Source organism: Mesorhizobium sp. M1312 (genome assembly GCF_040318115.1).
GTDB lineage: Bacteria > Pseudomonadota > Alphaproteobacteria > Rhizobiales > Rhizobiaceae > Mesorhizobium.
The window spans coordinates 1-16,113 of sequence record NZ_JAMYLQ010000026.1 but is presented as its reverse complement, the minus strand read 5'-3'; the positions used below and the strand labels follow the sequence as shown (position 1 = coordinate 16,113).

Below are 16,113 nucleotides of genomic sequence, written 5' to 3'. Positions count from 1 at the left end.
GTGAAGGATGGAGACTCTGGCAGACTCTCTTGAGCCCCTTAGTCGGGGCTTTTAGCGGCCCGTGCCGGTATTGCAAGCGTCGTGATCGGAATCCGCCGGCTAATCTCAATAAACGTCTACGAGGGAAGCCGGCAACATGTCAGCCCGCCAGTCACCCCGCTTGGCCGCCAAGCCATGTGGCAAACTGGTCGATCGTCTGGTCGGCGATCGCCTGCATGGTCTCCGGCGCGACCGCAGCCCAGCCTTCGCCACCATTGGCCGAGGGCGCCTTCTGCTGGCCATTGATGCGATGCAGCCGGTTGCCTGCCGGGTCATAGATGTCCCAGACATAGATGACGGTGGTGTCCTTGCCTTCCGACATCGTCGAGAAATAGCCCTTCAGCACGTGCGTAGGGGTCTGGCCGGCGCTGCCGGCCAGGGTGATGCCGCGCTGCTTGGCTCGCGTTTGAAGCTCCGCGGTCAGCGGTGTCGCGGCTTCCACCGAGGCGCCGACGATCGGCGCTACCTGCAGGCGGGTTCGTGCGATGACGGCGGCGCTCTTTGCGGGCGGCACGGTCGTGGTTGCAGGCTGCGCAGGGGCGGAAGGCTGTGTTGCTGCGGAAGACTGTGCCGTCGTTGCAGGTGTGGTGGGCGTTGCAGCCGTGCCGGTTCCGGCCGTTGGCGACTGCGGGGCGATGGCCGAGGGTTCGAGAACGTCCTTCGCGTTGGTGCAGGCGGCCAGCGTCAGCGCCGCGAGCAATGACACGGTCGTCACGTGCGATCGCCTCATTCCCTCAAAACTCCCTGGCGATGAACGCCCTTTGCAGCCGTACCATTATGGATTCATTGCACAATCAAGTCGAGATCATGGCGGGACAGCGGTTTCGGCTGCGATTCAGTCGTCAGATAGGTGCGGCCGAGCGTCATTGCCGTCTCGGTTTCGGAGTCCATGATGATCATGTGGGCGAACAGCGTCATGTTTGGCGCGATGGGTTCGGGATTGCCCTGATAGAACATCGGCATGTCCATCCATGATGGGGTGAAGCGGGCGCCGAGCGAATAGCCGCAGGCGTTGAGCCGGTGTTTGGTCAAGTTGTGCGCTTCGAGCGTGCGGGCATGCGCGTCGAACACATCGCCGAAGGTATTTCCGGGCGTCATCGCCTTTTCGACCGCCAGAAGTGCAGCGCGCGCGGCGTCGAACAGTTCCTGGTGACGTTTCGACACCTTGCCGGTCAGCACCGTGCGCATCATCGCCGCATGGTAATGGTGGAAGACGCCGGCCCATTCGAGCGTCAGCTGGTCGTTCTTGCTCAGCTTGCGGCGGCCGGCCTTGTAACGGCAAAGCAGCGCGTCCAAGCCAGAGCCGATGATGAACTCGTTGGCCGGATAGTCGCCGCCGCCGGCAAAGATCGCGCCCTGCATGGCGGCAAGGATCAAGGCTTCGTCGCCACCCTGCTTGATCAGCGGCAGGGCCGCGTCCAGCGCGTCGTCGGCGAGACTCGCGGCCTTTTCCGCCTTGGCGATTTCGGCCGGGCTCTTGAACAGGCGCAGCCGGCTGACGATCCCGGAAGCATCAGCGATCTGGCCAAAGGTCTGCAATTGCTCGTCCAGGCGCCGGCCATTGTAGGCGGTCAGGCCGTGGGTGTCGTATTCGACGCCGATGCGGGCGCCGAGCAGGTCGAGGTCGTTGAGCAAATTGCGCAGGTCGATCGCCGGATTGGCGCCGTCGCGATCGGTCCACAGCACGATGTTGTCGATGATCGAGGTGTGGCGCGCCTGGCGCAGATCGGCCGAGCGCGTGAGCAGGATCATCGAACCGTCTGCTTTCACCACCAGGCACTGGAAGAAGCAGAAGCCGAACGTATCGTAGCCGGTCAGCCAGTACATGCTCTCCTGCGCAAACAGCAGCACGGCATCGAGCTTCTTCTCGGCGATCTCGATCATCAGCCGATCGCGCCGCGCGTCAAATTCCGACCGTTCGAAATGCAGCGCCATTATTCTGTCTCCAAAACGATTGCCGAAATCTGCCGTCCGTAATCCGGCTCCTTGCGATGCGTGCTGCGCCGGTAGGAATAGAACAGATCTTCCTCGGCGTAGGTGCAGCGGCCCAGTCCGTCGGCGATGACGCCGGCCCGGGTCAGCCGATCGACCGTGTAGAGGTTGAGGTCAAACATTGCATGTCCGGACTTCGCGGAGGGCGCGAAATAGCGGATATTGCTGGCGTCGTCCTCGACGAAGCGGGCGATGAATTCCGGGCCGACCTCATAGTTTTCCGGGCCGATGGACGGACCGAGTACGGCAAGGATGCGCTCGCGCCGGGCACCGAGGTTTTCCATCGCCGCGATGGTGTTTTCCAGCACGCCTGACAACGCGCCCTTCCAGCCGGCATGGGCCGCGCCGATGATACGCGCCTCGGCATCGGCAAACAGCACCGGTCCGCAATCGGCGGTCGAGGCACCGACGGCGATGCCCGGCCGGTCGGTGACGACGGCGTCGGCCTTCGGCCGCTCGCCGGGAAAGGGATCCCTGGCGATGACAACGTCGGGCGAATGGATTTGGTGGGCGGTCAAGAGATGGCTTGATGGCACGCCCATCCAATCGGCGACGCGACGGCGGTTCTCGGCTACCTGCGTCTGGTCGTCGCTTGAGCCGGTGCCGATGTTGAGGCCCTGATAGATGCCGCTGGAGACGCCGCCAATGCGGGTGAAATAGCCGTGGCGAATGCCCTGCGCCCGCGCTTTCTCCAGCAAGGGCGACCGAACGGGATCCGGTTTGGTCTGATTCAGCATGGCTGCGTTGTTGTCCGTGAGAGCGATTTCGTCAAGCGACAGTGCAAAGATCGCGACAGTCCAAAGATGGCTACACTCCAAGGATCGGCGACAGTCGGAAGTTGGGAGAGTGGGAGAGGCGGCGGCGAAAAGTCAATCCGCCGTTGCAAAGGGCGGAACGGCGATGCCGGCAGGCAGGACGGCAAGCACCTTGAACAGGTCACCCATGGCTTGCGGGCCGGCGAGGCGCTCGACCTCGCCTGCAATCTTTTCGCGAGCCGCCTCATCAGCATTGGCGCCGAGTTGGCCGGCGCGTTCGAGAAGGCCCATTTCCACCATGAATTCGCCTTGCGTGGAGAGATGGGCATCAAGGCCGTGCGCCCGCACAATCGCGGCAAGGGCGGCGAAATCGACATGGGCGGTGAGATCGGCTTCGCCCGGATTGGCTAGCACATCTTCGTGATCGTGCTTGCGCAAGGCCTGCAACGTGTCGCCGATCCCTGGCCGGAGATAACCATAGTCGAGGAATAGGCCGGCGCCACCGAGCCGGGCCAATCGCTCGGCGATGGTCGCCATCAGCGCGGCTCGGGCCGGCGCGACCTCGACAATCGCGCCCTGTGGCGCGTTTTCGGCATCGTTCGGCAACAGCGTCGGATCGACCGAGCCGGCGCCGGCGAAGAAGTGCAATTCGTCCGCGCTGTCGAGGCCGATCATCCGTTCGCGCCAGCCTGTTCCGGCGCGGACGAACTGGCGGATGGGCACCGCGTCGAACAATTCGTTGCCGACGATGAAAAGCGGGGTCTGCGGCAGTGTGTCGATGCTTTCGTGCCAGCCGATCGTCGCTGGCGTGGCGGCAAGCGCTTGCCTTTGGACATCTGCCAGCCGTGGGCTGGTCTCGATCAGGGCGAACGATGCGCCGGCGGTCAGCGCCGGATCGAGCCGCGAAAGCGTGCGCAGCATGTCCTTCATCAGCGTGCCGCGGCCGGGGCCGATCTCGGCGATGGTGACCGGCATCGGCCGGCCGGTCGCCAGCCAGGCTTCGTAGAGCCAGACGGCGACGAGCTCGCCGAACATCTGGCTGATCTCCGGCGCGGTGACGAAATCGCCGGCGGCTCCGAACGGCTCGCGCGTCGTATAGTAGCCGTCCTGCGGATCGAAGAGGCAAAGCGCCATGTATTGGTTGACGGGGATCGGCCCCGCCGCACTGATCAACTCGACGATGCGGGTTTTCAGCCGGGTCATGCCGGCTGGGGCTGTGTTACCGGCTTTGCAGTCGCCATCGCCCAGACGCCGGCAAGCACCATTGGTAGCGACAGCACCATGCCCATGGTCAGCCAGCCGGTGCCGAGGAGGTAGCCGAGCTGCTGATCGGGCTCGCGGAAGAATTCGACGAAGATGCGCGAGAGACCGTAGCCGCAAATGAAAGCGCCGCCGACGAAGCGCGGCGTCTTCAGCTTGAGCCTGGAATGGGTGAGGAAGCGCAGGACCAGGAACAGCACCAGGCCTTCGAGCAGCGCCTCGTAGATCTGGCTTGGATGGCGCGCAAATGGGCCGCCATTGGGGAATTCGACCGCCCATGGCACGTCGGTCGGCCGGCCCCAGAGTTCGGAGTTGATGAAATTCGCCATGCGGACGAGGCCAAGGCCGACCGGCACGCCGGCCGCCACCACGTCGAACAGCGACCATGTGCGGATGCCGCGCGACCAGGAAAACAGCGTCATGGCGAGGACGACGCCGAGCAGCCCGCCATGGAAAGACATGCCGCCCTGCCAGACGGCAAGGATATCGAACGGATGAGCGATGTAGCGCGGCAGGTCGTAAAACAGCACGTAGCCGGTGCGCCCGCCAAGCACCACGCCGATAGCCGCCCAGACGATGAAGTCGTCGAGATCCTCGGGCTTCATTGGCACGGTGCCGTCGGGCCAGAGCCTTGCATTGGTGACGAGCCGCTTGGCATACCACCAGGCGAAGAGAATGCCGACGATGTAGCCGACGCCATACCAATGCACCGCCAGCGGCCCGATCTGGACGATGACCGGGTCGATGTTGGGGAAGGGCAGGGCGGCCAACGGCAGCATAAGATATTCGCTCAACAGGATCTCCCGGTTGCGATCGCGTTCGGGCGCGGACCATGCGGCAGGGTTTTGGCGGGGTCAAGGCGACGGGGATGCTGTCATTTCCCAGGGAGCAGGATGGCATCAAAATCCATCGCGCCGTGCAGGACGTGCAGTATCTCCACTGCGTCGGTGTTAACGCGGTAGAAAATCAGATAGCTGCCATGAACGCGACGGCGGACGCCGGAAGATCGATAACGCTGCAAGAGCGGATATCGCTCCGGCATGGTCTGTAGTTCCAGGCAATCGGCACGCAATTCCCGGATGAATGTCACAGCTCGAAGCGGGCTGTCCTAGGCGATGTGATCGCCAATGGCTTCAATATCTGCCTCAGCCTGATGGGTGAAGATCAGCCGCTTCACCGGGCCTTCCCGGCCATCGCCTTGTATTTGCCCTCCAGGCGGTCGAGCACGTCTTCCGCGGGCTTCAGTCGCCCTGCGTCGGCATCGCCGATGCCTTTGGCGAGCGCGGCGTCGAGTGCAGCCAGGCGCTTCTCCCGCTCTTCGACGAGGCGAACGCCTTCGCGCAGCACTTCGCTCTTCGAATTGTAGCGGACCGTGCTGACAAGCTGGTTTACAACGTCCTCCAGACGATTGCCCAAATCTGCGCTGATGGCCACCATGGAGTGCTCCTCGGAGATGCCTTTCGGGTAATAATAATAGTTATTGATCCGCTCAGCCAGTGTTCAGTTGACCAAAGTGCACCGGCAGCGATGCCCATCGGTCTCAAACGTTCTTGCATTCCGCGTCGCGCGCCACTACGTCAAATCGAGCAAGCGAGGATTTGCCATGTCGACCGGACCGAACCGCATTCTCGATGAATTCGCCAAGCTGATGACCGACGCCGCGGGTGCCGCGCAAGGCGTGCGCCGCGAAGTGGAAACCGCCTTCAAGGGGCAGGCCGAGCGCGTTCTCAACTCAATGGACCTCGTGCAGCGCGAAGAATTCGAGGCGGCCCGCGACATGGCTGTCAAGGCCAGGGAAGAAAACACCCGCCTCGCTGCGCGCATCGAAGCGCTTGAGGCAAAGCTCGCCGAATTGACCGGACAGCCCGCACCTGCGGCTGCGGCAAAGCCCAGGTCAAAAAAATAATCGTTAAACTTTTCCACAAAGCACAATCGCAAAAAGCGCTTTGTCGTGAATCGCTTACCGGCATTGCGTGAATCTTTGTGACAGTGGCTTTCCACATGCGAATGACGCAGTGCGAAAAATTGGGCTGGTCACGCGACTCCCGATCAATAGACTGAATTTGTTGCATGATTCGGAGCAGGGTCATGCGCCGGGCGGTGGGGTCCGGTCTGGGGTCTTTGCGTTGACGAAGTCCCGGCCGTCCGAGTTCTAGACAAGATTGTTCGTTGTGTGTGCCTCTCCCGCGGAGCGTGTGGTGGCGCTCCCAGAACGACAGGAAGCATTCCATGGAACTTCTCGAACTCGAATTCTCGCGCGAAATTCATCCGGTGGATGTTATCGAGCAGGTGGCCCACAACAACGACTGGTCCTTCGAACGGGCCGGCGACGACGAGATTTCGATTTCGGTTGCCGGAAGCTGGACCGACTACCACGTCTCATTTTCCTGGATGGAGGATTTCGAGGCGCTGCATCTGGCCTGCGCTTTCGACATCAAGGTGCCGGAGGCGCGCGCGCTCGAAGTGATGCGGCTGCTTTCGCTGATCAACGAGCAGATGCTGTTCGGCCATTTCGACCTCTGGGAGCAGGAGGGCGCGATCATGTTCCGCCAGTCGCTGCTGCTCGCCGGTGGGGTCGAGCCGTCGAGCCAGCAGGTCGAGGTGCTGTTGTCGTCGGCGCTGGAAGCCTGCGAATGCTATTTCCAGGCTTTTCAGTTCGTCGTCTGGTCTGGAACCTCGGCCAAGGATGCGCTGGCCGGCGTCCTGTTCGAGACCTACGGAAACGCCTGAGCCAGATACTGACCCTCAATGAGTTCGAGCAGCCAGCGTAAGCCCGAGATCAGCTTCGCCGATTTCGACCGGGTCGATATCCGTGCCGGCACGATCGTCGAGGCCGAGCCTTTTCCGGAGGCGCGAAAGCCGGCGATCAAGCTGAAGATCGATTTCGGCCCGGCGATCGGGGTGAAGAAATCGTCGGCGCAGATCACTAAATACTATGCACCCGAGACGCTGATCGGCCGGCAGGTGTTCGCGGTGGTCAATTTTCCGCCGCGGCAGATCGGCCCCTTCATGTCGGAAGTGCTGACGCTTGGCTTTCCCGACGAAGAGGGCGCCGTCGTCCTCGGCGCAATCGAACGCAAGGTGCCTAACGGCGGCCGACTGTTCTAGACTAGCAAGGCCTCAGGCGGCCAATTTGCGCGTCTTTCCCAGCGCTTCCTCAATTGTTTCCAGGAACATCTCCGCGCAGGCTTTCCAGCTATAGCGCATCGCGCGTTTGCGCGCCTCGGCACGATCGACATGAAGCGCTGCGAGCGCGGCTTCCCGCAAATCGTTCGACACCGCTCCGCCAACGCCGTCGCCGACAATGTCGATTGGTCCCGTCACCGGATAGGCTGCGACCGGCGTGCCGCTGGCCAGCGCCTCGATGATGACATTGCCGAACGTGTCGGTACGGCTGGGGAAGACGAAGACATCGGCCGAGGCGTAGATTTCGGCCAGTTCGTCGTTCGGGCGGTGGCCAAGGAAGTGGGCATCGGGGTATCTGGCCTTGAGCCTGGCCAACTCCGGTCCCTCGCCGACGATCACCTTGCTGCCGGGTAGGTCGAGGTCGAGAAAGGCGGCCAGGTTCTTTTCGATCGCAACACGGCCGACGCAGAGGAAGATCGGTCGCTCGAGCCCCAGATCCTTCTTCTTGTCCGGCCGGAAATGGTCGGTATCGACCCCGCGCGTCCATGGCCTCAGCTTGGTGAAACCGCGCGCCGCCAGGTCGTCCGCCAACGACTGGGTGGCGACCAGCGTGCCCTGTCCGGAATTGTGGAAATCGCGAAGCCAGCGATAGGCCCAGGCTTCCGGTATTGGCAGCCGCGCGCTCAGATATTCCGGAAAGCGCGTGTGATAGCTTGTGGTGAACGGCCGGCCGGCCTTGCGGCAGTAGCGCCGCGCCATGATGCCGAGCGGGCCTTCGGTGACGATATGGATATGATCGGCTTTGCGCGCGTCGATCAGGCGCGCGACGTGGCCTGGCGTCGTCAGCGCCAGCCGGATGTCCGGGTAGGTCGGCAGGGGCAAGGTGCGAAAGACGTTCGGGGTCAGGAAGTCCGTCTCGACGTCGAAGGATTTGAGGGTTTCCGAAAGCCGTTCCAGCGTGTGGACGACGCCGTTGACTTGCGGGCGCCAGGCTTCGGTGACCATCAGGATGCGCATAGCAGCCCTTTGCTTGAAAGGTCGTCGGTTTCCTTGATGCGAGGCCGCAAGGCCGAATCAATCAGGATCACGCGCTTCATACGCGCTCTTCAGCATGGTTTCATGACGCGCCGATGAAGGCATAGCCGATGGTCGTTTACAACCACCGGAAAGCAGCGCATCGGCCCGAAAATCGAATTCGATTTTCGGAAAGCAAGATGCGTAGGTTCAAAGCGTTAGAGCGTACTTTGTGCGTTCAATTGGACGCACGTCGCTCTAATCAGGCCGGAACCTTGATGACGGCGCGCAAGCCGCCGAGCGGGCTCTTGTCCAGCATGATGTCGCCGCCATGGCTGCGGGCAATGTCGCGTGCGATGGAAAGGCCAAGGCCGGTGCCGCTGGCGTCGAGATTGCGAGCCTCGTCAAGCCGCACAAAAGGCTTGAACACGTCCTCGCGCTTTTCGGGCGGGATGCCTGGACCGTCGTCGTCGATAGTGACGAGCAGCGAGCCGCGGCCGTGGTTGGCGTTGATCTCAACCGTTTTGGCATAACGGAAGGCGTTGCCGACGACATTGGACAACAGCCGGGCAAAGGCGTGGGGCCGCACATGCACATTTGGGTCGCCGGCGAGCGTGGTCGACAGTTTGCGCTTGCGCAGCGTGGCCTCCTCGCCGAGCTTGTCGAAATAGGCTTCAAGATTGAAACGGCCGGCGTCTTCAGCTGCCTCGCCGCGGGCAAAGGCAAGATAGCCTTCCAGCATAGACTGCATGTCATCGATATCCTGGCCGAGCGCCTCGGTGTCGGCCTTAGTCCCGGTCAGCGCAAGCTGCAGCTTGAAGCGGGTGAGGATGGTTCTCAAATCGTGACTGACGCCGGTCAGCATGGCGGTGCGCTGTTCAAGCTGGCGTTCGATGCGTTCGCGCATCTGGATGAAGGCAAAGCCGGCGCGGCGAACCTCCTCGGCGCCGCGCGGACGAAAATCGAGCGGCATCGGCCGGCCCTTGCCGAAACTTTCGGCGGCCTCGGCCAGCGTCAGGATCGGCCGGATCTGATTGCGCAGGAAAGGTATGGCGATCATCAGCAGCACCAGCGAGGTGCCGACCATCCAGATCAGGAAAATGTGCGTGTTCGAGGCATAGGCCTGACTGCGGCGCACGAAGGCGCGCAGCACCTTGCCCTCGAGCTGGACACGGACCTCAATGATATTGGAATTGCCGACCGTATCGATCCAGAACGGACGGTTGATCTGATGGGTGATCTCGGACGAGAGAATCTCGTCGAGGATCGAGAAGAACGGCTTTGGACCGGGCGCCGGCAGCGGATCGGGCGGAAGCAAATCGATCTTCAGCTGCATGCGATCTTGCGCGATGCGGATGATGTTGGCGTAGTCGGCGTCGTTCGGATAGGTTTCTACCAGGTCGACGATCGCGGCAATGTCGCGGACCGTGGCCTGCGACAGGCGCTGCGTCACGGTCTGCCAGTGGCGTTCCATGAAGACAAAGGCGAGGACCGATTGCAGCAGGATCATCGGTGCGATGACGATGATCAGCGAGCGGGCATAGAGCCGCTTCGGCATGTAAAGCGAAACGAGGCGCCAGAACCGTTTCCAGGCGAGCGGCACCGCCTTGAGCGCGCGCGTGGCGCGAGCGCTCAAGCCGCGATCTCCCGGCCGTTCCAGTTGTGTGGTCGCCATTCGCCCTTTTTGCTCATCTTCAGCCACTCAACAAGGGGCTGTGGGCGGCAGTCTATTCCACGCTGAGCCGATACCCAATACCGCGCACGGTCTGCAGCCAGACGGGATTGGACGGATCGCGCTCGATCTTGCGGCGCAGCCTGTTGATCTGGACGTCGATAGTGCGTTCGCCGACTTCGGACTCGTCGCCGACAAGCTCATGACGCGGTATCGTTTCGCCGGCCCGCGCCGCGAAGATCGCCAGAATCTCCTGCTCGCGGTCGGTCAGCTTCAGAGCCTCGCCGCCGCGCTTGAGCTCCCGCCTGGCGATCTGGAACGTATAGGGGCCGAAGACCAGTTGCTCGACCTTGGGCGTCGTTGCCGGACCGCCGCGGCGCAGGATGTTGTTGATGCGCAGGATCAATTCGCGGGGATCGAAAGGCTTGGGCAGATAGTCGTCGGCGCCGGCCTCGAGCCCGGTGATCCGGCTGTCGGTCTCGGAGAGCGCGGTAAGCATCAGGATCGGCACGTTCTTGCTTGCCCGCAGCGCCTTGGCGAGATCGACGCCGGTTTCGCCCGGCATCATGATATCGAGCACGAGCAGATCGAAATCGAGGCCGGCGAGCTTGCGCCGCGCTTCGCCGGAATTTCCGGCAACGGTGACGCGAAAGCCGTTTTCGGTCAGATATTGTTTGAGAAGATTGCGGATACGGGTATCGTCATCAATCACCAGCAGATGCGGCGCGTCGTCGTCCGGTGCTGCCGGTTGATCAACCCTTTCAATGGTCTCCATGGCTTTTCCCTGACGTTTTTGCGGGCACAATGTCGATCTGCGCCCTTAGTTCCGGATTGACCATCGCTTCCAGGAAGCGCTCGATCAAGGCGCGTTCGGTGGCTCCGGAATCTTCCAATGCAGCATGGATGCGGCGTGACTGTGGCCGTGCCAGCGCCAGTGCCAGGGCGCGGCCCTTAGCTGTCGGATAGAGCTCGCGCTGGCGGCGGTCGCGCGGACCCTGCAACTGGACGATGTGGTCGGTGTCGATCAGTTGCTTGAGCACGCGCGCCAGGCTCTGCTTAGTGATCTTCAGCACGTCGAGGAGTTCGGCGACCGTCAGGCCCGGCCTGCGATTGACGAAATGCAGAACCCGGTGATGGGCGCGGCCGAAGCCATAGTCGGACAGGATCTGGTCCGGATCGGAGGTAAAATCGCGATAGGCGAAGAAGAACAATTCGATGATGGCAAAGTCGATGCCGTCCTCGTCGGTGATCGCCGTCCTGATCGGTTTTCCGGCTGGGTGGCTGCGATCCGTCATCTTTTCTCCGTGCGAAAGGGAAATTATGTCAGTACTATTGACGTAATTTCCCGGCAATGGTAATTTTTGACAAGCTTTCCGGCGGATTGCGAACGAAAAGGCGAGGGAAAGCCGTTTTTCCGGAACTTCCTGTGTTTGCCAGAGCTTATATATCCGCCTACGCTTCGAGATACCGGCCGCCCGGTGCGGCTGACAAGAAACGCGCAACGATAATGGGCGGGCGGCCGCCCGCGGGAGGTTACCATGGCATCCGTTCCCTTTGACCAAATGGACGGCTTTATCTGGATGAACGGCGAGTTCGTCAAATGGGCCGACGCTAAGATCCACGTGCTGACCCATGGCCTGCACTATGCCAGCGCGGTGTTCGAGGGCGAGCGCGCCTATGGCGGCGAGATTTTCAAACTGACCGACCACAGCGAGCGTCTGCACGAATCGGCACGCCTGCTCGGCTTCAAGATTCCCTATTCGGTTGCCGAGATCGACGATGCCTGCCGCACGCTGTTGAAGAAGCAGGGTTTCCAGGATGCCTATGTCCGGCCGATCGCCTGGCGCGGCAGCGAACAAATGGGCGTTTCGGCGCAAAACAGCCGGATCAACTGCGCCATTGCCATCTGGCAGTGGCCGAGCTATTTCGATCCGGCACAGAAGCTGAAGGGCATCCGTCTCGATCTGGCAGAATGGCGCCGCCCCGATCCGCGCACCGCGCCGTCGAAATCGAAGGCTGCCGGCCTCTACATGATCTGCACCATGTCCAAGCATGCCGCCGAAGCCAAGGGCTATGCCGACGCCATGATGCTCGACTGGCGCGGCCAGGTTGCGGAAGCGACCGGCGCCAATATCTTCTTCGTCAAGGACGGCAAGATCCATACGCCCACCCCCGATTGCTTCCTCGACGGCATCACCCGCCGCACGGTGATCGGGCTTGCCAAGGATCGCGGCTTCGAGGTGATCGAGCGCACCATTATGCCGGAAGAGCTCGAAGGCTTCCAGCAGTGCTTCCTCACTGGAACGGCGGCCGAGGTGACGCCCGTTTCAGAGATCGGTCCATACCGATTCGAGGTGGGTGAAATTGCCAAGACTCTGATGAACGACTATTCTGCAGCCGTTCAACCCAAGCACGCAATCGCAGCAGAATAACGAAAGTCACAGCTTTTTTTATAAGTAGGGGCGGTTTTCGGGCCGCCCCTTTTATTTAAGCACTTCTGCATTTGACTTTCGTCCAATTCGGCGTCTCATGATGCTGTCGGCCCGGGAGGCTGGCAGCTATGGAGGGACTGGTAATATGGACATGAACACGCTTCTTCCGATCATTGTTCAGGTGATTATGGGTATCATCGGTGGCCAGGCGGTGGGCGCGGCGCTCAAGACAGCGGCAGTGGGGCAGCTTACCAAAATCCTGGGCGGTGCCCTTGGCGGCGTCGGCGGTGCGCTCATCCTCAACACCCTGCTCGGCGGTGGTGCGATCGATCCGGCGGCAGCCGCAGCGGCAACGAGCGGATTGGGCAGCGCGCTGAATGTGCAGAACATCCTCGGCGGTGCCGGTGGTGGCGCCATTCTGACGGCCATCATCGGCGCGGTCATGAATGCGACGAAGAAGGCAGCCTAGCGGTTTCCGGCTTTTGCATGGGCGGCTTCGGCCGCCCATTTCTTTTTTTGCGTTGTGGCGACAGCCGGATGCGGTGGACGACGTTCGCGTGTGTATCTACATCAGGGCGACACAGCGAAAGGACGATCATGGGTCAGCTCAACGCCGGCGTCGTGCCGGTCACGGCCTTCCAGCAAAACTGCACCATCCTTTTCGACATGGACGATAGACAAGGCGTCGTCGTCGATCCGGGCGGCGACATCGACAAGGTGCTGGCGGTGCTCAAGGACAATGCGATCAACCCCGGCGCGATCTGGATCACGCATGGTCATATCGACCATGCCGGCGGCGCCATGGAGCTGAAGGAGGCGCTCGGCGTCGAGATCATCGGCCCGCATGAGGCCGACCGTCGGCTGCTTGCCAATCTCGAGAAACAGGCGAAACACTACGGCATCACCGATCCGGTGCGCAATTGCGTGCCCGACCGCTTTCTCGGCGAAGGCGATACCGTCTCGTTCGGCCAGCACGCGTTCGAAGTCTTTCATTGCCCCGGCCACGCGCCCGGCCATGTCGTCTACTACAATCGTGCTGCGAAGTTCGCCCATGTCGGCGACGTGTTGTTTCGCGGCTCGGTCGGGCGCACCGACCTGCCGGGCGGCGACCACGCCGCGCTGATCGCCTCGATCAAGGACAAGCTTTTGCCGCTCGGCGACGACATCGGTTTCATCTGCGGCCATGGTCCGGGCGGCCGCTTTGGCGAGGAGCGTCGGAGCAACCCGTTCCTGATTTAAAGCGCGTCTTATCTGAGAAGCCGCGTGCGACGCGCATCAATCTCGCCTGTATGCATGCCGACCAAAAAGCGCTGGCCTTGCGGACAGCGCTTTTGTTTGGGGGCAGGGAAGCCTCAGTTCGCGGTGCAGAAGTGCTGTTCGCCGTCATAGCCGGTGAACGTGCCGGTGCGGGCGTTGAAAGAGCGATAGCGATCCGAACAATATTCATACCAGCCACGGGTCCATGGCTCGGCATAGCCGTCATTGTAGACGACCCGCGGTTCCGCGTAGTAGCGGCGCACCGGGGCGGGCCGTGGATAACGACCATAATCGTCATAGCCGGGATCGTAATAGCTGGGCTGCGGGTTGTTGAGCGCACCAACGATCAGGGCGCCGGCCGCGAGGCCAAGGACGCCCGCCGCGATCGCATCGCCATTGCCACGATGGTGGTGCCGGTGGCGCCAGTCACCAGCGCTGGCCGCTGGCAAAGTCGCGAGCGTGGTCGCAACAATCGCGGCGGACAGAATGGGAGTCTTGAAAATTCGGTTCATGTCGATCTCCTTCGTGCCGGCCCGGGTAATCTGGGGATGCGGTCCGGCTTTGCCGAAGCTAATAGGCGACCGTGGCTGAACGGGGGCTGAACGAAATTGACGGGATGGGACCAGTCGATATTCCTCGATCAGGCATGGCGCAAGGCACAAATATCGTACGCTCAACAAGGAGCGGACCTGCGCCACGGGACCGTCCGACGCTGTCTCGAACTCGGCTCAGCCGATCGACAGGTTGACGGCTTTCGGACCCTTGCCGCGCTTGTCCGGCTCGGTGTCGAATGTTACCTTCTGCCCATCCTCGAGACCGGGAAGACCCGACGCCTGCACGGCCGAAATATGGACGAAGACATCCTTCGCGCCATCATCCGGCGTGATGAAGCCGAAGCCTTTGGCATGATTGAAGAATTTGACGGTGCCGGTCTGCGGCATGGGAAGCTCCTTTGATCCCATCAAGTCCAGTCTCGGGCCGGCAAATGCCCGAGTGGAAATTTGTCCTTTATTTTAGCGCTATCGGCAAGAGAAAGTTTTGCGAGCATTGGCTTGCCGCCCGGCCACAAAAAAGGCGCGACGAAAACCGCCGCGCCTTCGAAAACTCGGGTCCGGCCCTGAAAGCCGGTTCAAGGCCTTTGGAGGGGCCTCGGGCACATTCCTGGCACGTCCGCGCGGACGTGCGCGCGGACGGTTCAGTCCGCGCGGAGATTGACCGCCTTCGGCCCCTTGCCCATGCGGTCGGGCTCGACGTCAAAGGTGACCTTCTGGCCATCGACGAGCGTGCGCAGGCCCGAAGCCTCGATCGCGGAGATGTGGACGAACACGTCCTTGGCGCCGTCATCTGGCGTGATGAAGCCGAAGCCTTTGGTAGCGTTGAAGAATTTAACGGTGCCGGTCTGGGCCATTGGGGAAACTCCTTCACCCGTGTCAGTCTTTGTGGTTTGCCCGCCGCCTGACGCCGTGGGCAAGTCCCGGTGGTTGCTTCGGCAGTCATGCATTGGCGCATGGTGAAAACCCCCCGCCGAAAAACGGGGCCGTCAGAGATTCACAGTATCGGGGAAAGGTCGTCCAAAACGTTCCGCTCTCCGGGTCGCAAATGCCCGAACACGAAATTTATCGCACGGAAAGGTGATCGTTGCAAGGTAGCGTCCGCGGGCCGCCCAATGGGCGCATTCCGACGCATGGCATCGATAGGACGGGGGGCTCGCCCGGTCATCGGCCAGAGCCTGGCCACGCATGGTCCAGCGGGCTGGGCTTGCAAACAGGGGTTGCATTTGGCGGTGGAATGGCGAGGATCGGCCTGGAGTGGAGCGCATCTTGCGCCGGAGCGGGGGCTCGGGAGGTATGGTCATGAAATTTCTTGCGGCAATCTTCTCGCGGCAGGGGTTTGCCATCCTGTTGCTGTCGGCAGTTCTTGCAGCCTGTACCGCGGTGGTGGTGGAGGAAGGACCGGGGTACCGCCCGCCGAGGCCCGGGCCGCAATTCTGCACCAGGGAGTATGATCCAGTCTGCGCCCGGCGCGGTGGCGACCGCCAGACCTTCGCCAATGCCTGCCTTGCCGAGCGGGCCGGGTACCGCATCATCCGCGACGGCCAGTGCCGCGACGGCGGCGGTGGTGAGGAGCAGACATTCTGCACGCGCGAGTATGCCCCTGTCTGCGCACGCCGCCGTGGCGAATTGCGCACCTTCCCCAACGCCTGCGAGGCTCGCGCCGCCGAATATCGCATCGTCGACGACGGCCCCTGCTGAGAGGCTGATTTCCTCCCCGTCTCCGGACGGGGAGGGGCCCATCTGTCAACTGGACACAGGCGGGCGACGGCAACTGGCGCCTCTTGCCTCTACGCCGGCAGCCTGGCGTTAATGGGCAATGGGCGATGAACTCGGCCCTAGCCAATCCTGACCATATGGCTTCGACGTTACGTGATCTTTAATCCGATCCGCGCGGTGGCTGGATGAATGCAGGGCTGCTCACCCGGCACTAGGCCATGTGGACAGTTACCGCAACCATAGGACAATAGCCGCGAGAGTGACAACGGCGCGGTAATTGCGGGCGGTTTTCTCGA

Annotated in this window: 20 protein-coding genes and 1 pseudogene; 7 read left to right on the top strand and 14 right to left on the bottom strand. The window is 62.1% G+C overall.

The annotated features are described in order from the left end of the window. Positions 1-151: 151 nt before the first annotated feature. From NKH36_RS25205 to NKH36_RS25175, 7 genes and pseudogenes are all read right to left on the bottom strand, one after another. On the bottom strand, positions 152-769 hold the full coding sequence (locus NKH36_RS25205) for a hypothetical protein (RefSeq protein WP_352963985.1): 618 nt from the start codon (positions 767-769) through the stop codon (positions 152-154). A gap of 53 nt (positions 770-822) precedes the next feature. Then, positions 823-1,974, bottom strand: a complete 1,152-nt coding sequence (locus tag NKH36_RS25200; protein WP_352963984.1) for a M24 family metallopeptidase — start codon at positions 1,972-1,974, stop codon at positions 823-825. Next, the gene (gene pgeF / locus NKH36_RS25195) at positions 1,974-2,768 is read right to left on the bottom strand and encodes a peptidoglycan editing factor PgeF (protein ID WP_352963981.1); all 795 of its coding nucleotides are present in this window, start codon (positions 2,766-2,768) and stop codon (positions 1,974-1,976) included. Before pgeF ends, NKH36_RS25200 begins: the two co-directional genes overlap by 1 nt. 132 nt (positions 2,769-2,900) lie before the next feature. Then, positions 2,901-3,989, bottom strand: a complete 1,089-nt coding sequence (locus tag NKH36_RS25190) for a class I SAM-dependent methyltransferase (RefSeq protein ID WP_352963979.1) — start codon at positions 3,987-3,989, stop codon at positions 2,901-2,903. After that, positions 3,986-4,840, bottom strand: a complete 855-nt coding sequence (gene lgt, locus NKH36_RS25185; RefSeq protein WP_352964998.1) for a prolipoprotein diacylglyceryl transferase — start codon at positions 4,838-4,840, stop codon at positions 3,986-3,988. The genes NKH36_RS25190 and lgt overlap by 4 nt, the downstream gene beginning before the upstream one ends. 80 nt (positions 4,841-4,920) lie before the next feature. Continuing rightward, positions 4,921-5,139: pseudogene (locus NKH36_RS25180) on the bottom strand (type II toxin-antitoxin system RelE/ParE family toxin); the annotation flags it as partial. An 80-nt stretch (positions 5,140-5,219) separates the two neighbouring features. Then, positions 5,220-5,483 (bottom strand): type II toxin-antitoxin system ParD family antitoxin, encoded by a 264-nt coding sequence (locus tag NKH36_RS25175; protein ID WP_352963976.1) that lies wholly within the window; start codon positions 5,481-5,483, stop codon positions 5,220-5,222. A gap of 166 nt (positions 5,484-5,649) precedes the next feature. On the opposite strand from NKH36_RS25175, the gene NKH36_RS25170 reads away from it, so the two are divergent. From NKH36_RS25170 to NKH36_RS25160, 3 genes are all read left to right on the top strand, one after another. Then, the gene (locus NKH36_RS25170; protein ID WP_352963974.1) at positions 5,650-5,952 is read left to right on the top strand and encodes an accessory factor UbiK family protein; all 303 of its coding nucleotides are present in this window, start codon (positions 5,650-5,652) and stop codon (positions 5,950-5,952) included. A 323-nt stretch (positions 5,953-6,275) separates the two neighbouring features. Continuing rightward, on the top strand, positions 6,276-6,776 hold the full coding sequence (locus NKH36_RS25165; protein WP_006202532.1) for a type III secretion system chaperone family protein: 501 nt from the start codon (positions 6,276-6,278) through the stop codon (positions 6,774-6,776). A gap of 18 nt (positions 6,777-6,794) precedes the next feature. Continuing rightward, positions 6,795-7,154: a tRNA-binding protein gene (locus NKH36_RS25160; protein ID WP_352963972.1), complete on the top strand. Its 360-nt coding sequence runs from the start codon at positions 6,795-6,797 to the stop codon at positions 7,152-7,154. 12 nt (positions 7,155-7,166) lie between these two features. On the opposite strand, the gene NKH36_RS25155 is transcribed toward NKH36_RS25160, so the two are convergent. The 4 genes from NKH36_RS25155 to NKH36_RS25140 all read right to left on the bottom strand — a co-directional run bounded on the left by NKH36_RS25155 (position 7,167) and on the right by NKH36_RS25140 (position 11,153). Further along, positions 7,167-8,189, bottom strand: coding sequence for a glycosyltransferase family 4 protein (locus tag NKH36_RS25155; RefSeq protein WP_352963970.1), 1,023 nt, complete (start codon positions 8,187-8,189; stop codon positions 7,167-7,169). Positions 8,190-8,448: 259 nt separating this feature from the next. Further along, complete coding sequence (locus NKH36_RS25150) at positions 8,449-9,861, bottom strand: ATP-binding protein (RefSeq protein WP_352963968.1); 1,413 nt, start codon at positions 9,859-9,861, stop codon at positions 8,449-8,451. Between the two features lie 52 nt (positions 9,862-9,913). Continuing rightward, on the bottom strand, positions 9,914-10,633 hold the full coding sequence (locus NKH36_RS25145) for a response regulator (protein WP_036267167.1): 720 nt from the start codon (positions 10,631-10,633) through the stop codon (positions 9,914-9,916). Continuing rightward, positions 10,620-11,153 (bottom strand): MarR family winged helix-turn-helix transcriptional regulator, encoded by a 534-nt coding sequence (locus tag NKH36_RS25140; RefSeq protein ID WP_031255243.1) that lies wholly within the window; start codon positions 11,151-11,153, stop codon positions 10,620-10,622. The genes NKH36_RS25145 and NKH36_RS25140 overlap by 14 nt, the downstream gene beginning before the upstream one ends. Before the next feature lie 243 nt (positions 11,154-11,396). On the opposite strand from NKH36_RS25140, the gene NKH36_RS25135 reads away from it, so the two are divergent. The 3 genes from NKH36_RS25135 (at position 11,397) to NKH36_RS25125 (ending at position 13,529) form a co-directional block, all read left to right on the top strand. After that, entirely contained in the window at positions 11,397-12,290 is an 894-nt protein-coding gene (locus NKH36_RS25135; protein WP_029349987.1) for a branched-chain amino acid aminotransferase, read from the top strand. A 145-nt stretch (positions 12,291-12,435) separates the two neighbouring features. Then, positions 12,436-12,759 carry a hypothetical protein gene (locus tag NKH36_RS25130; RefSeq protein WP_352963966.1) on the top strand — a complete coding sequence of 108 codons (324 nt, stop codon included), beginning with the start codon at positions 12,436-12,438 and terminating at the stop codon, positions 12,757-12,759. 128 nt (positions 12,760-12,887) lie between these two features. After that, positions 12,888-13,529 carry an MBL fold metallo-hydrolase gene (locus NKH36_RS25125; RefSeq protein ID WP_352963964.1) on the top strand — a complete coding sequence of 214 codons (642 nt, stop codon included), beginning with the start codon at positions 12,888-12,890 and terminating at the stop codon, positions 13,527-13,529. Between the two features lie 113 nt (positions 13,530-13,642). On the opposite strand, the gene NKH36_RS25120 is transcribed toward NKH36_RS25125, so the two are convergent. From NKH36_RS25120 to NKH36_RS25110, 3 genes are all read right to left on the bottom strand, one after another. Then, on the bottom strand, positions 13,643-14,059 hold the full coding sequence (locus NKH36_RS25120) for a BA14K family protein (protein WP_352963963.1): 417 nt from the start codon (positions 14,057-14,059) through the stop codon (positions 13,643-13,645). A gap of 216 nt (positions 14,060-14,275) precedes the next feature. Next, complete coding sequence (locus NKH36_RS25115; RefSeq protein ID WP_006202521.1) at positions 14,276-14,488, bottom strand: cold-shock protein; 213 nt, start codon at positions 14,486-14,488, stop codon at positions 14,276-14,278. 254 nt (positions 14,489-14,742) lie between these two features. Next, positions 14,743-14,955, bottom strand: coding sequence for a cold-shock protein (locus NKH36_RS25110; protein WP_023799871.1), 213 nt, complete (start codon positions 14,953-14,955; stop codon positions 14,743-14,745). A 445-nt stretch (positions 14,956-15,400) separates the two neighbouring features. Between NKH36_RS25110 and NKH36_RS25105 the strand changes: the two genes are divergently transcribed. Continuing rightward, positions 15,401-15,799, top strand: coding sequence for a Kazal-type serine protease inhibitor domain-containing protein (locus NKH36_RS25105; protein WP_352964991.1), 399 nt, complete (start codon positions 15,401-15,403; stop codon positions 15,797-15,799). Positions 15,800-16,113 lie beyond the last annotated feature (314 nt).

Excerpts from the sequence above, each read along its gene's own strand:
- NKH36_RS25135 (WP_029349987.1), top strand. The coding sequence starts at position 11,397 with ATGGCATCCGTTCCCTTTGACCAAATGGACGGCTTTATCTGGATGAAC.
- NKH36_RS25115 (WP_006202521.1), bottom strand. The coding sequence starts at position 14,488 with ATGCCGCAGACCGGCACCGTCAAATTCTTCAATCATGCCAAAGGCTTC.
- NKH36_RS25175 (WP_352963976.1), bottom strand. The coding sequence starts at position 5,483 with ATGGTGGCCATCAGCGCAGATTTGGGCAATCGTCTGGAGGACGTTGTA.
- NKH36_RS25205 (WP_352963985.1), bottom strand. The coding sequence starts at position 769 with ATGAGGCGATCGCACGTGACGACCGTGTCATTGCTCGCGGCGCTGACG.
- NKH36_RS25170 (WP_352963974.1), top strand. The coding sequence starts at position 5,650 with ATGTCGACCGGACCGAACCGCATTCTCGATGAATTCGCCAAGCTGATG.
- NKH36_RS25125 (WP_352963964.1), top strand. The coding sequence starts at position 12,888 with ATGGGTCAGCTCAACGCCGGCGTCGTGCCGGTCACGGCCTTCCAGCAA.
- NKH36_RS25140 (WP_031255243.1), bottom strand. The coding sequence starts at position 11,153 with ATGACGGATCGCAGCCACCCAGCCGGAAAACCGATCAGGACGGCGATC.
- NKH36_RS25120 (WP_352963963.1), bottom strand. The coding sequence starts at position 14,059 with ATGAACCGAATTTTCAAGACTCCCATTCTGTCCGCCGCGATTGTTGCG.
- NKH36_RS25190 (WP_352963979.1), bottom strand. The coding sequence starts at position 3,989 with ATGACCCGGCTGAAAACCCGCATCGTCGAGTTGATCAGTGCGGCGGGG.
- NKH36_RS25160 (WP_352963972.1), top strand. The coding sequence starts at position 6,795 with ATGAGTTCGAGCAGCCAGCGTAAGCCCGAGATCAGCTTCGCCGATTTC.
- NKH36_RS25145 (WP_036267167.1), bottom strand. The coding sequence starts at position 10,633 with ATGGAGACCATTGAAAGGGTTGATCAACCGGCAGCACCGGACGACGAC.
- NKH36_RS25150 (WP_352963968.1), bottom strand. The coding sequence starts at position 9,861 with ATGGCGACCACACAACTGGAACGGCCGGGAGATCGCGGCTTGAGCGCT.
- NKH36_RS25110 (WP_023799871.1), bottom strand. The coding sequence starts at position 14,955 with ATGGCCCAGACCGGCACCGTTAAATTCTTCAACGCTACCAAAGGCTTC.
- NKH36_RS25155 (WP_352963970.1), bottom strand. The coding sequence starts at position 8,189 with ATGCGCATCCTGATGGTCACCGAAGCCTGGCGCCCGCAAGTCAACGGC.
- NKH36_RS25165 (WP_006202532.1), top strand. The coding sequence starts at position 6,276 with ATGGAACTTCTCGAACTCGAATTCTCGCGCGAAATTCATCCGGTGGAT.
- pgeF (WP_352963981.1), bottom strand. The coding sequence starts at position 2,768 with ATGCTGAATCAGACCAAACCGGATCCCGTTCGGTCGCCCTTGCTGGAG.
- NKH36_RS25200 (WP_352963984.1), bottom strand. The coding sequence starts at position 1,974 with ATGGCGCTGCATTTCGAACGGTCGGAATTTGACGCGCGGCGCGATCGG.
- NKH36_RS25105 (WP_352964991.1), top strand. The coding sequence starts at position 15,401 with ATGAAATTTCTTGCGGCAATCTTCTCGCGGCAGGGGTTTGCCATCCTG.
- NKH36_RS25130 (WP_352963966.1), top strand. The coding sequence starts at position 12,436 with ATGGACATGAACACGCTTCTTCCGATCATTGTTCAGGTGATTATGGGT.